Raw genomic sequence first — 15,259 nt, 5'->3', positions numbered from 1 at the left:
CCGACTTTCGAGCGCCGGATTCTAAGCGGCGCGCCTTCCGCACCGCTCTGCCGCCTTCGTCATCAAGGCCTTTTCAGCGCGGGTTGGCTGAACAGAATTTTGGACTGACTCAATTTGATCAAAGGCATTCTTGCTGCCGAGGAGCTACTTGCTTCTCGCGTGGCGCACACATTCCGGACGTATCCGAAGCAGATCACCGCTGCCATTGCGGCGATGCTGCTTTGCGCCGGCGGCGGTGCATTTGCCGTGGCCGCACTCGGTACCGACTCCGGCGACCATCCCGTCCGGCAGGTGCTCGAAGCGGTGGCGCCGCTGCCCGTCGAAGCCCAGACCGAGGCGCTCGATGCATTCGGATTCACGCTGTTTCGCAGCGACCTGACCCGCTCCAGCGACACGGCGGAAGCGCTGTTCAAGCGCCTTGGCGTTGCCGACTCGCGCGCGGCCGCCTTCATCCGTGCCAACGCGGACGCCCGCGCGGCACTGTTCGGCCGCCCCGGCCGCACGGTCACCGCCGAAGCCGGACAAGACAACCAACTCCAGAAGCTCAGCGCCCGCTGGATTCCCGATGCTGACGGCGGCTTCAAGCGCGTCGTCATCAGCCGGACGCCCAACGGCTTCGCCCTGAAGACCGAAGCCGATCCACTGACCTCCAGCACGCGCCTGGCCAGCGGCGTGGTCCGCACGTCCCTGCTCGCCGCCACCGGCGAAGCCCGCATTCCCGACGGCGTCGCCAGCCAGTTGGCCGACATCTTCGGCACCGACATCGACATCCGCCAGTTGCGCGACGGCGACCGGTTCGCCGTGGTGTACGAATCCTTCGAAGCCGATGGCCAACCGCTGCGCAGCGGCCGCGTACTTTCCGCCGAGTTCGAAAGCGCCGGCAAGCTGTATCAGGCTGTGTGGTTCCAGGAACCCGGCAAGAAAGGTAGCTACTACCGCCCGAATGGCGACAGCCTGCGCAAGGCCTACCTGAGTTCGCCGGTGGAATACTCGCGCATCACCAGCGGCTTTGCGATGCGCAATCACCCCATCTTCAATGACTGGCGCCAGCACCACGGGATCGACTTCTCGGCGCCCATCGGCACCGGCGTCCGCGCGGTCGGAGACGGCGTTGTCGAGTTTGCCGGCGTGCAGAGCGGCTACGGCAACATGATCATCCTCAACCATCGCAACAACCAGGCCACGGTGTACGCCCACCTGAGCCGCATCGACGTCAGGGTCGGCCAGCCTGTGACCCAGAGCCAGTTCATCGGTGCCGTTGGCATGACCGGCTGGTCCACCGGCCCGCACCTGCACTTCGAATTCCGGGTGAATGGCGACTACGCCGACCCCACCACCATCGCCGACCAGGGCGGCGGCATGCCGATCGCCGCCTCGTCGCGCCAGGCTTTCGAGCGTGTGGCCAAAGCCACCCGCACCGAGTTGGCGGCGGCCTTCTCCGTTGTGCAGGCGAGCGCCGACTGACTCTCCTGCCCGCTTCCGCCATGGCCGAGGATCTTTTCATCGGCTTGATGTCCGGCACCTCGCTCGATGGCGTGGATGGCGTGCTGGCCGACTTCGCCGGCGGTCACATTGCCGTGAGGGCCCATGCCACGGCCCACTTTCCGGTGGCGCTGCGAGCCGAACTTCTCGCGCTCAACCTCCCGCGCGGCGACAACGAATTGCACCGGGCCGCCCTGGCGGGCAATGGCTTGGCCAGGCTCTATGCCTCCGTTGTGCAGCAATTGCTGGACGAGACCGGCCTCCCGCCGAGCGCCGTCCGCGCCATCGGCGCCCACGGGCAGACCGTGCGGCATCGTCCCGGCGAATTCGACGAAACCGGCTACACCCTGCAGATCAACAACCCGGCGGCACTGGCCGAGTGGACCGGCATCGACGTGGTGGCCGACTTCCGCAGTCGCGACGTGGCTGCGGGCGGCCAGGGTGCACCGCTGGTTCCGGCCTTTCATCGCGCGCTGTTCGCCCACCCGGACCACGCGGTCGCGGTGCTCAACATCGGCGGCATTGCCAACCTCAGCCTGCTGCCGGCCACCCGCGGCGCCCGGCAGACCGTGCTCGGCTTCGATTGCGGCCCTGGCAATGCGTTGATGGACCACTGGTGCCAGAGCCACATCGGCGAACCCTTCGATCGCGGTGGCCAGTGGGCCGCCAGCGGCGAGGTCCTGCCGGAATTGCTGGCACGCCTGATAGGCGGCCCCTACTTCAGCAAGGCGCCGCCCAAGAGCACCGGGCGCGACCTGTTCAACGCCGCCTGGCTGGCCACGCACCTGGGCGCCGCGAGCGACGCCGCCCCGGTCGACGTCCAGGCTACGTTGGCCGAATTGACCGCAAGCGCATGCGCGGCGGACGTTCAACGCCACGGCATCGAGAGCAAGGAACTGATCATCTGCGGCGGCGGTGCCCTGAACGATCACCTCGTCGGACGCTTGCGTGCATTGCTGCCCGGCCTGGAGGTCGTCTCCTCGAGCGAGCGCGGCTTGCCGCCGCAGCAGGTCGAAGCGGCAGCCTTCGCATGGCTGGCGCGCGCCGCCATCCGCCGCGAGCAAGGCAATCTGGCCAGCGTCACCGGTGCGCGCGGTGGACGGGTGCTCGGGGCGATCTACCCGGCTTGAATGGACTTTCCTGCGTAGCGCCTGCGGTGCTGCGTCAGCCCTGGCCAGAGACTTCTGGCGGTTCCGGCTGGACGAGCTTCGCTTCCGGCGGCAGATGCCAGAAGATCAGCGCCGACGCGATCGTGACCAGGCCCATGCCCGCAAATGTCGCCTGGAACGCGTGCAGCGTCTCGATCGGTGCGTTCTTGCCGAACAGCTCGGTGAAACCCGCCAGCACCATGCCCGACGCTGCCACGGCCAAGCTCATGGCGAGCATCTGCACCATGGAAAACAGGCTGTTGCCGCTGCTGGCCGTGTCGGGCGGCAAGTCGCGCAGGGTCACGGTGTTCATGGCCGTGAACTGCAGCGAGTTCACGGCGCCGAAGACGAGCAACTGGAGCAACAGCAACGCCAAGGGCTGGCCCGGCGCGGCCAGCGCGAAGGTCGCCATGGACCCACCGACCAGCACCGTGTTGCCGACCAGCACGCGCCGATAGCCGTGGCGCGTGATAAGGGGCGCGGCGAATCGCTTCATGGCCATGCCGGCCATGGCGATCGGCAGCATCGTCAGCCCTGCTTGCAGGGGCGAGTAGCCCATCGAGACCTGGAGCAGCAATGGCACCAGGAAGGGCATGCAGCCACTGCCCAGGCGGGAGAACAGGTTGCCGGCCAGACCGACGCTGTAGGTCGGGATCCGCAACATGGCCGGTGAAAAGAGTGGATCGGGCCGGCGCGCGGCATGCGCCCAATAGGCCACGAGGCTGGCAAAGCCGAAGACCATCAGCAGCAGCACGCCGACCTGGTGCAGCCCCAGTTCGGAAACGCCATCGAGCGCGAGCGAAAGCGCCACCATCCCGAAGGCCAGGAGCGTATAGCCCACGCCGTCGAAGCTCGCGAGTGTGGTCGCGCGCAGTTCCGGCATGATCTTCAGCGTGGCGATGCAGCCTGCCAGCCCCACCGGCACGTTGATCAGGAAGATCCAGTGCCAGGACGCGTACTGCACCAGCCAGCCGCCCAAGGTGGGCCCGAGCAGCGGCCCGATCAGGCCGGGAATCGCGACGAAACTCATCGCCTGCACGAATTCGCTGCGTGGCACCGTGCGCAGCAGGGCCAGGCGCCCGACCGGCAGCAGAAACGCGCCGCCGGCGCCCTGGATCACCCGGGCCGCGACCAGCTGCCCCAGCCCGCGCGACATGGCGCAGCCGATCGACCCCAGCACGAACAGGACGATGGCCGCGAAAAACACGCGCCTCGCGCCAAAGCGATCGGTGATCCAGCCGGAGGCGGGAATCAGCATCGCCATCGTCAACGCATAGGCCACGATGACCGACTGCATGCGCAGCGGGCTCTCGCCCATGCTGGCCGCCATCGCCGGCAAGGCCGTGTTGATGATGGTGGCGTCCAGCGTCTGCATGAAGAAACCGACGGCCACCAGCCAGAGCAGGCTCTTCTGGGCAGAGACTTTTGAGGCGCTCATTCAAACGACACGCAAGAAAAAACCGCCCTCGGGCGGTTTTTCTGTGTGGGCGATGCCGGTTGCAGGGGCATCAGGCCGAGAAGCTAGAGCCGCAGCCGCAGGTACTGGTGGCGTTCGGGTTCTTGATCACGAACTGGGCGCCTTGCAGGTCTTCCTTGTAATCGATCTCGGCGCCGACCAGGTACTGGTAGCTCATTGCGTCGATCAGCAGCGAGACACCGTTCTTGGTCATGGTGGTGTCGTCTTCGTTGGTGATTTCGTCAAAGGTGAAACCATACTGGAAGCCGGAGCAACCGCCGCCCTGCACGAACACGCGCAGCTTCAGGTCGGGATTGCCTTCTTCGGCGATCAGGTCAGCCACCTTGGCCGCCGCGCTGTCGGTGAAGACGATCGGGGCGGGCATTTCGGTCTGGATTTGTTCAGCGACAGCGCTCATTGGGAAACTCCGTTGGGGGGCCGATGTGCCGGCCAATGGGATCATGCTACTGCAATCAACAAAAAACCGCCCGAAGGCGGTCTTTATCGCAAGTATATGCTTCGCTGGCAAACGCTGAGGATTTGCGTCGCGAGCCGCTCCAGGGCAAGGCGCAAACCGGTACCGGGCTCGCGCCCGGTGAGGATTTGCAACGCCGCCATGGAGGGGCGCAGCAGCAAAGCCTTAGCGTTTGGAGAACTGCTTGCGGCGGCGTGCGGAGTGCAGGCCGACCTTCTTGCGTTCCACTTCGCGGGCATCGCGCGTGACGAAGCCGGCTTGGCTCAGCACGGGCTTGAGGCTCGCGTCGTAGTCCATCAGCGCACGCGTGATGCCGTGGCGCGTGGCGCCTGCCTGGCCCGATTCGCCGCCGCCGTTGACGTTGACCATGATGTCGAAGGTTTCGACATGGTTCGTCAAGAACAGGGGTTGCTTCGCGATCATGATCGAGGTCTCGCGGCCGAAATAGGCCTGGATGTCCTTGCCATTGACCGTGATCTTGCCGGTGCCCTTCTTCAGGAACACGCGAGCGACGCTGGATTTGCGACGGCCGGTGCCGTTGTTCCATTCACCAATCATCTCAAGGCTCCTTAGATTTCCAGCGCTTTAGGCTGTTGGGCGGTATGCGGGTGCTCTGCGCCACCGTAGACCTTGAGTTTCTTGATCATCGCGTAGCCGAGCGGACCCTTGGGCAGCATGCCCTTGACGGCCTTTTCCAGGGCGCGGCCCGGATGCTTGGCTTGCATGTCGCGGAAGTTCGTCGCGGTGATACCGCCCGGGTAGCCCGAGTGACGGTAGTACACCTTGTCGATCGGCTTGGCGCCGGTCACGCGGAGTTGCGATGCGTTGATGATGACGATGAAGTCACCGGTGTCGACGTGAGGCGTGTAAATGGCCTTGTGTTTGCCGCGCAAACGGAGAGCAACTTCGCTGGCTACTCGTCCGAGGACCTTGTCGGTCGCGTCAATCACAAACCACTCGTGCGTCACGTCAGCGGGCTTGGCGCTGAACGTTTTGGTCATGAGTTTTCTCTTTTGAAGAGGGTTTGGCGGGCCCTTTTCCACGGTCGGCGTTCCTCTGGCGGGAATCTCTTAGGTGGGTTTGATACCTTCGCCGCGGGGCCACAAAAGCGCTGCGAAGCCTTCCATTATACGAAGGAAAGCCCAATTCGGGCAAATCCGGCCTTTGGCAGCGCACAGGCCTCAAAATCGGAGGCTCCTCGAACGCAGGCGCACGACTCGCAGCTCCCACTGGCTGCGCGTCGGGCGCCCGGCGTTTACCCGTTCATCCGACAGGGACTCGACAAGACATGTTCAGCTATCGCCACGCATTCCACGCCGGCAACCACGCCGATGTGCTCAAGCACACGGTGCTGATCGCCACCCTGGAGCATCTGCTCGAAAAGGACACCGCGCTCACCGTCGTCGACACCCATGCCGGCGCGGGCCTCTACCGGCTCGATGGCGACTACGCCGGGACCAGCGGCGAGGCGAGCGATGGCATCCTGCGTCTCCTGGCGCCGAAGCAGGCTGCGGCCGCGGTCGCGCTGGCGGCGCCTGCCCAGGGCGCGGCGAAGAAGTCCCCCAAGCCGGCCGCGCCGCCAGATGCGCCGATGGCGCCAGCGATCCACGCCTACCTGGACCTGGTGCGTGCGTTCAACCCCAATGGCGGCGCACGCGTCTATCCGGGCTCGCCCTTCATCACGCATCACCTGCTGCGCGATCACGACAAGCTCAAGCTGTTCGAGTTGCATCCCACCGACGCGCGCACGCTCGACGCCAACATCGCGCAGCTCGAAGCCGGCCGCCAGATCGCCGTGCTGCGCGAAGACGGTTTTGGCAGCGCCACCAAGTTCCTGCCGCCGCCCTCGCGCCGCGCGCTGGTGCTGTGCGACCCAAGCTACGAGATGAAGACCGACTACGGTCGCGTACTGGACCTGATCGGCGAATCGCTCAAGCGCTTTGCGACCGGCACCTACGCCGTGTGGTACCCGATCATTCCGCGGCCCGAGGCGCACGACCTGCCGCGCCGGCTCAAGACCATGGCCACGAAGGCGGGCAAGTCGTGGCTGCACGCGACGCTGACGGTCAAGTCGAGCAAGGTGTTGACCACCGTGACCGGCGACCAGAAGCGGCCGGGATTGCCGGCCAGCGGCATGTTCCTCATCAACCCGCCCTACACGCTCAAGGGCCGGCTGCAGCCAGCGCTGGAGCAACTCAAGGTCTTGCTCGCGCAAGACCGGCATGCGGCGTTTTCGCTCGACAGCGGAGGTTGAGAAGATCCTGGACAGGATGGCCGCCTACCTTGGGGGGCGACGGCAGTGATCAACGCCGCTGGCGCGGATTGACGGCCTTGGACGCGCCCTCGGGCGCCTTGCGCTTCGTGGGCGCGGCCGGCGTGTAGGCTGTCGGCTCGAAGCCGTCGGCGTCACCCGTGGCACCGCCGCATCGTTGCTCCTTGCGATCGATCACGGAGAGGGACACCTGCTTGATGCCCAGGCCCATCATGCCGATCTGTTCGGCCGCCGCGCGGCTGAGATCGATGATGCGACCGGCCGCGTAAGGGCCGCGGTCATTGATGCGAACCAGGACTTCCTTGCCATTGACCAGGCTCCGCACGCAAACCTTGGTGCCGAAGGGCAGGGTCTTGTGGGCCGCGGTCATGGCGCTCATGTCGAAGCGCTCACCGTTCGCCGTTCGCTTCAGGTGGAACTCGATGCCGTACCACGAGGCATTGCCGCGTTCGATGATCTCCCGCGGACCGGCGTTGTCGCCCGGCACGCCGTCGTCAACCGACTCCGAGTTGTAGATGTCGTAGTTGACCGTCGCGACGGCCGACTGCGGCGCAGCCCCGGGCGGCGTCGCGGGCAGGCGCGAGAGTGGACGCAGGCGCGGCCAGGAAAAGGAAGACGTCGAGGGTGTCTCGGCGCCGGCCACCGGAGCCGCCCCATCCTCGGTATCGGCCGATCCAGGCGCGGCGGGCGGAACAACGCAGCCGGCGGTGAATGCCGCCGCGAGCAACGCTGCAATCCTGCAACCGACGCGCCAGGAACTCATGGACCCCAGCCCAATCGCTGCAGCAGCCCGAGGGTCGCCACCGACTGGTTCATCGTATAGAAATGCATGGCCGGCGCACCACCTGCACGCAGGCGTTCGCACAGCGTGGCCACCACGTCGGCGCCGAAGGACTTGATCGATTCCACGTCGTCACCATAGCTCTGCAGGCGCAGCCGGATCCAGCGGGGAATCTCGGCGCCGCAGGCGTCGGAGAAGCGCATCAGTTGCGTCGAGCTGATGATCGGCATCACGCCCGGCACGATGGGCGTGTCGATGCCCAGCGCGCGCACTTCATCCACGAAGCGGAAGTACGCCTCGGGGCTGAAGAAGTACTGCGTGATGGCCGAGTCGGCGCCTGCGCGCACCTTGGTTGCGAAGGCCTTGAGATCGGCTTCCGGCGAACGTGCCTGCGGATGCACTTCGGGGTAGCAAGCCACCTCGATGTGGAAATCGTTGCCGGTCTCGTTGCGGATGAAGGCGATCAGGTCGCTGGCGTACTGGAACTCGCCGCCAGCGCCGTAGCCGCTGGGCAGGTCCCCACGCAACGCCACCAGGCGCTTGACACCCATGGCCTTGAGCTCGGCCAACTGCTCGCGCACGGTGGCCTTGGTGGCGCCGATGCAGGAGAAATGGCTGGCCGCGTCGACCCCCTCAGCAAGGATCTCGCGCACGGCATTGAAGGTGCCTGCATGCGTCGAGCCGCCGGCACCGTAGGTGACCGAGCAGAACTCGGGCTTCATGGCATACAACTGCTGGCGCACCGCGCGCAGCTTGACCGCGCCTTCTGGCGTCTTGGTCGGGAAAAACTCAAAGCTCAATGGAAGGCGCATGGCCAACTCCGGTTCACCGCTCTGCGCGAACGGCGTGCAAGAAAAATTCGTGGTTTCCGTCGCCACCCTCGATGGGGCTGTCGAACCAGTTCACCACGCGCAGACTCAGCGCGGCGCATGCCTCCCGCAAGCGCTGCTCGACCACTGCGAAAAGGGCCGGGTCGCGAACGATACCGCCTTTGCCGACTTGCCCGGGCTGCAATTCGAATTGCGGCTTGACGAGCATGAGCAAATCGCCGGCAGGCGTGAGGAACTGCACGACGGCCGGGAGCACCAGCGTCTGTGAAATGAAAGACAAATCGCCAACGATGATGTCGAAAGCTGGCTCGGGCGGCGGTTCTGACAGGGCGCCATCGTCCGCGTCGTCGGGCATCAGGTCGGTAGCCGTCAGGGCGCGCGCGTTGACCTTCTCGATGGCGGTGACGCGCTCATCTCCACGCAGCCGCGCATGCAGTTGCCCGTGGCCGACATCGATGCCGGTCACGTGCAATGCGCCATGCTGCAGCAGGCAATCGGTGAAGCCACCCGTCGACTGACCCACGTCGAGGCAACGCTTGCCGGATGGCTTGAGTCCCGCGACGCGCAAGGCGCTTTCGAGCTTGAGCCCGCCGCGCGAGACGTAGCGCGATTCGGCCGCGTCGAGCAGCTCGAGCTCCGCGGTTTCAGGCAGATCGTCGCGGTTCTTCACCACGTTGCGCCACGCGTCGGTGGTGCCGGCATCACGCCAGCGCAAGCCACCGGCGATGAGGCGCACGGCCTGCGATCGGGACGCGGCCATGCCGCGCTCGACAAGCAATTGATCAGCGCGCATGAGCGAAGCGCCGGGCCGCCCCAAGCAAGCTCGCACCGCAGTGCGAAGCACGAAGGCTTTGCATCCTTCGCCGATCAGTAGCGGTAGGTGTCCGCCTTGTACGGACCCTTCTTGTCGACGCCGATGTAGGCAGCCTGTGCATCGGTCAGCTCGGTCAGCATCGCGCCGACCTTCTTCAGGTGCAGGCGCGCAACCTTCTCGTCGAGATGCTTGGGCAGCACGTAGACCTTGCCGGCCTGATAGGCGTCCTGCTTGGTGAACAGCTCGATCTGCGCGATGGTCTGGTTGGCGAACGACGACGACATCACGAAGCTCGGGTGGCCCGTGCCGCAGCCCAGGTTCACCAGGCGGCCCTTGGCCAGCAGGATGATCTTCTTGCCGTCCGGGAAGGTGATGTGGTCCACCTGCGGCTTGATCTCTTCCCACTCGTACTTCTCGATCGACGCGACGTCGATCTCGTTGTCGAAGTGGCCGATGTTGCAGACGATGGCCTGGTCCTTCATCTTGATCATGGTGTCGTGCGTGATGACATCCTTGTTGCCGGTGGTGGTCACGAAGATGTCGGCCTTGTCGGCAGCGTACTCCATCGTGACGACCTTGTAGCCTTCCATCGCGGCTTGCAATGCGTTGATGGGGTCGATCTCGGTGACCCACACTTGCGCGCTCAATGCACGCAGCGCCTGCGCCGAGCCCTTGCCCACGTCGCCGTAGCCAGCCACGCAGGCGACCTTGCCCGCGATCATCACGTCGGTGGCGCGCTTGATGCCATCGACCAGCGATTCGCGGCAGCCGTAGAGGTTGTCGAACTTGCTCTTGGTGACCGAGTCGTTCACGTTGATGGCGCGGAACAGCAGCGTGCCCTTGGCCGACATTTCGTTCAGGCGGTGCACGCCGGTGGTGGTCTCCTCGGTCACGCCGATGATCTCGGCGGACTTGCGCGTGTACCAGGTGCTGTCGACGGCGAGCTTGGCCTTGATGGCGGCGTAGAGGATGCGTTCTTCCTCGCTGGTCGGGTTGGCCAGCACGGACTGGTCCTTCTCGGCGCGCTGGCCCAGGTGCATCAGCAGCGTGGCATCGCCGCCGTCGTCGAGGATCATGTTCGGGCCTTCGCCCTTCGTGCCCTTGGAGCCGAAGTCGAAGATGCTGTGGGTGTAGTCCCAGTAGTCCTTCAGCGACTCGCCCTTGATGGCGAACACCGGCGTGCCGGTGGCGGCGATGGCGGCGGCGGCATGGTCTTGCGTCGAGAAGATGTTGCACGAGGCCCAGCGCACGTCGGCGCCGAGGGCTTGCAGCGTCTCGATCAGCACGGCCGTCTGGATGGTCATGTGCAGCGAGCCGGTGATGCGCGCGCCCTTGAGCGGCTGCGCCTTCGAGAACTCCTCGCGGATGGCCATCAGGCCGGGCATTTCGGTCTCGGCGATGCGGATTTCCTTGCGGCCCCAGGCGGCAAGCGACAGGTCGGCGATGGCCTGGTCAACGGTGGAAACGGGGGTGGGCTTGAGAACTGCGCTCATGTGAACTCCAACAAAGCTGGTTTGAAGAATGCCACTGCGTTCGGGGTATGAAAACTCACCGCGAGAACAGCGGGTGAGCGTGGTTGCGATAAGGGTCCGAGCCTCACGCCTGTCGGCGCTGCAACGCTCCTCGGAACGGCGGATTTTAGCGCGGGTGCGATTTGACAGCTGCCGAACTGTGTTTCGGGGTCGCGACGGCGCCTTTGCCGGGTGGGTTGCAAGCCGCAGCGCGCCGCACTGACTGCCTGCGCATGCGAGCGTCGCAACGCCACAGATCGCCCGCAAAGACACTGGCCCGACGGGATTGCGACCCTGAAACGTCGTTCATCAGCCTGCCCTGGCCAGCGGGATTGGAAGGATCGTCCTAGACTGCCGATTCCCATCGCCTGTCCGGAGACCCAAGCCATGATGAAAGCTCAGCAACTCGCCATTTCGATCGTTATTGCGGCCACGTCCGCGCTGCCCCTGGTCGCCGCGGCGCAAGCGCCCGCGCAGGTCCGAGTGCGCGGGGTCATTGAACGTGTCGACGCCAACTCGATGGTCGTCAAGGACCGCAGCGGTGAAGTGGTCACGCTGGTGCGGCCCGCGGACATGAGCGTCTCGGAGGTCGTGCCGCTCACGATGGCGGACATCAAGGCCGACAGCTTCGTCGGCGCCGGGTCGATGCCGCAGCCCGACGGCACGCAGCGCGCGATGGAGATCGTGGTGTTTCCGGAGTCCGCACGCGGCACCGGCGAAGGCTTCCGGCCCTGGGACTACCTGCCCGAGAGCACGATGACGAATGCCACCGTTTCCACGCTCTCGACTGCGCCGGCATCGGTGCCGGGTGGGCAGAAGCTGTTGCTCAAGTACAAGGGCGGTGAACAGACGGTGATCGTGCCTGCAGGCACGCCGGTCGTCACCTTCAGGCCGGGCAACCAGGACCAGGCCGCGCTGGTGGTGCCGGGCGCCAAGGTGGTCATCACGGCGCAGGAGAAGGAAGGCAAGCCGACCGCGCTGCGCATGCTGGTCGGGCGCAACGGGTTCCAGCCACCGATGTGAGCCGGGCAGGGACTCGGGAAAGGCGCGGCCCCCCTGCCGTCGTCAGGAGGGCCTGCGCCATGCTTCGGTCAGTGCGCGACGGCGCCCTTGGGCGCGACGCCCGCCGAGGGCGTTTCGGACTCCACCTTGAGCCGCAGCGCGATCACGGTGCCGATGGCCGCCACGGAGCCAAGCATGATCAGCCCGGTGGTGAAGCTGCCGGTCTTGTCGTGCAGGTAGCCCATCATGTAGGGGCCGAAGAAGCCCGAGAGGTTGCCGATCGAGTTGATGGCCGCGATGCCCGCGGCCGCCGATGCCCCGGTCAGGAAGCTGCTCGGGATCGGCCAGAACAGCGGCGGCACGGACGACACGCCAATCTGCCCCAGGCACAGCAACCCAAGGATCAGCACCGGTGCGCTCACCATGCCTGCGCCAGCCACGCCAACGGCGGCAAGCGCCAGCGCGAAGGCCACGTGCTCACGCCGCTTGAGCGTGCGGTCGGAGTTGCGGCTCAGCGTCACCATGCCGATGGCGCCGAAGACGAAGGGCAGCGCGGCCAGGAAACCGGCCTGCAGGTTGGAGACGCCAAAGCCCTTGATGATCGACGGCAGGAAGAAGGCCACTCCGTAGCTTGCCGCGTTGAGGCAGAAATACACGGACGCGCACGCCAGGATGCGCGGATTGGAAATCGATTGCCAGAGGCTCAGGTGGCCGTGGCCGGCGGCGACCTTTTCCTTGGCTTCTTGTGCAAGCCGCGTGTCCAGCCACTCGATTTCCTCCTTGTTCAGCCAGGTGGCCAGCACGGGGCGGTCCGTCAGGTAGAAGATCACGCCGATGGAGAGCAGTACCGAAGGCGCGGCCTCCAGCACGAACAGCCACTGCCACCCAGCCATCCCGGCGCCCGTGATGCCGAGCAATGCGCCCGACAGCGGCGCACCGAGGATCGACGAGAACGGAATGGCCAGCATGAACAGCGACACCACCCGCGCCCGGTAGATCGCGGGGAACCACAGGGTCAGGTAGAAGATGACGCCGGGATAGAAGCCCGCCTCCATCACGCCGAGCAGGAAGCGCAGCGTATAGAAGGTCACCTCGTTGCTGACGCCGAGCGATTTGGAGATGGGATCGATGAAGGCGAACAAGGCGGACACGAGGCCCCACGAGGCCATGATCCGTGCGATCCACAAGCGCGCCCCGAAACGGTTGAGTGCCAGGTTCGACGGCACCTCCAGCAGGAAGTACGCCACGAAGAACAGGCCCGCGCCCAGCGCATAGGCGGTTTCGCTGAGGCCGAGCGCGGCGTTCATCTGCAGCTTGGCAAAGCCGACGTTGACGCGATCGAGGTAGGCGACGAAATAGCAAAGGATCAAAAAAGGAACGATGCGCCGCATCACCTTGCGGATCGTTCTTGTCTCCAACTCATTCATGTTGTTGTCTCCCCGTTGTTTTTTCAAATGAGGCCACGGACTGCGTGACGCCGCGGGGCGGACGTTTCGCGTCGATGGCAGGTGGAAGCGTGTCTCGGGAGGCATGGCCGTGGCGGCCCGGTCCCCATGCGCGCGAAGCGCTGGTGTGCGGTGGTTTCCTCCTTGCATCCGCTCATGGGCGGACGGCTGTTGTGCGTCGTTCTGTGCGTGCCAAGTCTCCGCGGGGACAGCGGGGGCCGTCAACGGCAGATGTGCGCCGCGACGTCCCGCAAGTGACTGCCAGAGCCGGGGCGGCGATAATTGCGGGTTCTCCTCGACCCTTGGTCCGCCGCGCCTCGCCTCCTCATGGCGACTGCGCGGTTCGCAATCCTTGCGGCCACATCCTGTCTCTGGAACCCTCTTCGTGTCCTATCTTTCCGAAACCCGCCGCCGTCGCACCTTCGCGATCATCTCCCACCCTGACGCCGGCAAGACCACGCTGACCGAGAAGCTGCTGCTGTTCTCGGGCGCGATCCAGATCGCCGGCTCGGTGAAGGCGCGCAAGGCCTCGCGCCATGCGACCTCCGACTGGATGGAAATCGAGAAGCAGCGCGGCATCTCGGTGGCCTCGTCGGTGATGCAGATGGCCTACCGCGACCACGTGATCAACCTGCTCGACACGCCCGGCCACAAGGACTTCTCGGAAGACACCTACCGCGTGCTCACCGCGGTCGACTCGGCGCTGATGGTGATCGACGCGGCCAACGGCGTGGAAGCGCAGACGCGTCGACTCATCGAAGTCTGCCGCCAGCGCGACACGCCCATCATCACCTTCGTCAACAAGATGGACCGCGAAGTGCGTGAGCCGCTGGACATCCTCGACGAAGTGGAACGCGAACTCGGTATGGCCTGCGTGCCGATGACCTGGCCCGTCGGCCAGGGCAAGACCTTCCGCGGGATCATGAACCTGCGTACGCAGGCGATGACGGTGTTCGAGTCGGGCAGCGAACGGCTGCCGCAGGACTTCGAGACGATTCCGCTTTCCGACCGCGAAGCGCTGACGAAGCGCTTCGGCACCGACTTCGAGGACGCGATGGAGAGCATGGAACTGGCCACCGGCGCATCGCATGCCTGGGACCACGAGGCCTTTCTCGCCGGCAAGCAGACGCCGGTGTTCTTCGGCTCCGGCGTGAACAACTTCGGCGTGATGGAAGTGCTGGATGCGCTGGTCGACCTGGCGCCTTCGCCGCAGTCGCGCACCAGCACCACGCTGGTGAATCGCCAGTCGGTCGTGAAGGAGATCCAGCCCGAGGACAAGGACTTCGCTGGCGTCGTGTTCAAGGTGCAGGCCAACATGGACGCCAACCACCGCGACCGCATCGCCTTCGTGCGCATGGCCTCGGGCAAGTACACGCCCGGCATGAAGCTGCGTGTGCAGCGCACCGCGAAGGAGCTGCGGCCGACCAGCGTCGTGACCTTCATGAGCCAGCGGCGCGAAGCCGTGGACGAGGCCTATGCGGGAGACATCGTGGGCTTCACCACGCATGGCGGCGTGCAACTCGGCGACACCATCACCGATGGGGCGAGCCTGCAGTTCACCGGGTTGCCGTTCTTCGCGCCGGAGCTCTTCATGACGGTGATCCTGAAGAATCCGCTGCGCACCAAGCAACTGCAGCAGGGACTGGCGCAGCTGGGCGAGGAAGGCGCCATCCAGGTCTTCCGTCCCGAAGTGGGCGGCCCGATGCTGCTGGGCGCGGTCGGGCAACTCCAGTTCGAAGTGGTGCAGCACCGCCTGAAGGCAGAGTACGACGCCGATGTGAAACTCGAAGGCTGCCAGTACACCGGCGCGCGCTGGATCACCGCCGACACGCCGGCCGAGTTGCGCGAGTTCGTCAACGCCTATCCGGTGCGCATGGCCAAGGATGCGGCCGACACGCTGGCCTTCCTGTGCACGTCGCCCTACGACGTGCGGCTGGCTCAGGAGCGCTTTCCGAAGATCCATTTCCATCCGCTGCGCGAGCATGCGGGCCTGGCGTTGCAGACCGCCGGCTGAATGGCCTCCACGCTCGGTACCAGCGTGTC

The 15,259-nt window shown here is 65.6% G+C and carries 14 protein-coding genes and 1 riboswitch; of the genes, 5 read left to right on the top strand and 9 right to left on the bottom strand.

Going from position 1 to position 15,259, the window contains the following annotated elements; genetic code table 11:
• Positions 1–114: 114 nt before the first annotated feature.
• Both HCU76_RS30260 and HCU76_RS30255 read left to right on the top strand, forming a co-directional pair.
• Positions 115–1,464, top strand: a complete 1,350-nt coding sequence (locus tag HCU76_RS30260) for a M23 family metallopeptidase (RefSeq protein WP_218511309.1) — start codon at positions 115–117, stop codon at positions 1,462–1,464.
• 20 nt (positions 1,465–1,484) lie between these two features.
• Positions 1,485–2,612, top strand: coding sequence for an anhydro-N-acetylmuramic acid kinase (locus HCU76_RS30255; protein ID WP_218511308.1), 1,128 nt, complete (start codon positions 1,485–1,487; stop codon positions 2,610–2,612).
• A 34-nt stretch (positions 2,613–2,646) separates the two neighbouring features.
• Here the strand turns inward: HCU76_RS30255 and mdtD are convergent, their stop codons facing one another.
• From mdtD to rplM, 4 genes are all read right to left on the bottom strand, one after another.
• Positions 2,647–4,068: a multidrug transporter subunit MdtD gene (mdtD, locus tag HCU76_RS30250; protein WP_218511307.1), complete on the bottom strand. Its 1,422-nt coding sequence runs from the start codon at positions 4,066–4,068 to the stop codon at positions 2,647–2,649.
• A gap of 70 nt (positions 4,069–4,138) precedes the next feature.
• Positions 4,139–4,504, bottom strand: coding sequence for an iron-sulfur cluster insertion protein ErpA (gene erpA / locus HCU76_RS30245; RefSeq protein WP_213957393.1), 366 nt, complete (start codon positions 4,502–4,504; stop codon positions 4,139–4,141).
• A 222-nt stretch (positions 4,505–4,726) separates the two neighbouring features.
• Entirely contained in the window at positions 4,727–5,119 is a 393-nt protein-coding gene (rpsI, locus tag HCU76_RS30240; protein ID WP_213957394.1) for a 30S ribosomal protein S9, read from the bottom strand.
• 11 nt (positions 5,120–5,130) lie between these two features.
• On the bottom strand, positions 5,131–5,562 hold the full coding sequence (gene rplM / locus HCU76_RS30235; protein WP_213957395.1) for a 50S ribosomal protein L13: 432 nt from the start codon (positions 5,560–5,562) through the stop codon (positions 5,131–5,133).
• 287 nt (positions 5,563–5,849) lie between these two features.
• Here rplM and HCU76_RS30230 point away from each other — a divergent pair, with 287 nt between their 5' ends.
• Positions 5,850–6,815 (top strand): 23S rRNA (adenine(2030)-N(6))-methyltransferase RlmJ, encoded by a 966-nt coding sequence (locus HCU76_RS30230; protein ID WP_213957396.1) that lies wholly within the window; start codon positions 5,850–5,852, stop codon positions 6,813–6,815.
• A gap of 49 nt (positions 6,816–6,864) precedes the next feature.
• On the opposite strand, the gene HCU76_RS30225 is transcribed toward HCU76_RS30230, so the two are convergent.
• The 4 genes from HCU76_RS30225 to ahcY all read right to left on the bottom strand — a co-directional run bounded on the left by HCU76_RS30225 (position 6,865) and on the right by ahcY (position 10,751).
• Entirely contained in the window at positions 6,865–7,596 is a 732-nt protein-coding gene (locus tag HCU76_RS30225; protein WP_218511306.1) for a septal ring lytic transglycosylase RlpA family protein, read from the bottom strand.
• Positions 7,593–8,426 carry a methylenetetrahydrofolate reductase [NAD(P)H] gene (metF, locus tag HCU76_RS30220; RefSeq protein WP_218511305.1) on the bottom strand — a complete coding sequence of 278 codons (834 nt, stop codon included), beginning with the start codon at positions 8,424–8,426 and terminating at the stop codon, positions 7,593–7,595. Before metF ends, HCU76_RS30225 begins: the two co-directional genes overlap by 4 nt.
• A gap of 13 nt (positions 8,427–8,439) precedes the next feature.
• Positions 8,440–9,237, bottom strand: coding sequence for a TlyA family RNA methyltransferase (locus HCU76_RS30215; protein ID WP_218511304.1), 798 nt, complete (start codon positions 9,235–9,237; stop codon positions 8,440–8,442).
• Between the two features lie 74 nt (positions 9,238–9,311).
• A complete protein-coding gene (gene ahcY, locus HCU76_RS30210) occupies positions 9,312–10,751 on the bottom strand; it encodes an adenosylhomocysteinase (protein WP_218511303.1) in 1,440 nt (479 codons plus the stop codon).
• A 68-nt stretch (positions 10,752–10,819) separates the two neighbouring features.
• Positions 10,820–10,889, bottom strand: a riboswitch (S-adenosyl-L-homocysteine riboswitch).
• A gap of 267 nt (positions 10,890–11,156) precedes the next feature.
• Between ahcY and HCU76_RS30205 the strand changes: the two genes are divergently transcribed.
• The gene (locus tag HCU76_RS30205; RefSeq protein WP_256354586.1) at positions 11,157–11,792 is read left to right on the top strand and encodes a hypothetical protein; all 636 of its coding nucleotides are present in this window, start codon (positions 11,157–11,159) and stop codon (positions 11,790–11,792) included.
• Positions 11,793–11,860: 68 nt separating this feature from the next.
• Here the strand turns inward: HCU76_RS30205 and HCU76_RS30200 are convergent, their stop codons facing one another.
• A complete protein-coding gene (locus HCU76_RS30200) occupies positions 11,861–13,198 on the bottom strand; it encodes an MFS transporter (protein ID WP_218511302.1) in 1,338 nt (445 codons plus the stop codon).
• A gap of 403 nt (positions 13,199–13,601) precedes the next feature.
• On the opposite strand from HCU76_RS30200, the gene HCU76_RS30195 reads away from it, so the two are divergent.
• A complete protein-coding gene (locus tag HCU76_RS30195; protein ID WP_218511301.1) occupies positions 13,602–15,230 on the top strand; it encodes a peptide chain release factor 3 in 1,629 nt (542 codons plus the stop codon).
• Positions 15,231–15,259 lie beyond the last annotated feature (29 nt).

This window comes from Variovorax sp. dw_308, from assembly GCF_019207085.1.
Classification (GTDB): Bacteria; Pseudomonadota; Gammaproteobacteria; order Burkholderiales; family Burkholderiaceae_C; genus Variovorax.
Note: the sequence above shows the minus strand (reverse complement) of the source record. Positions and strands in the feature narration are given on the sequence as shown.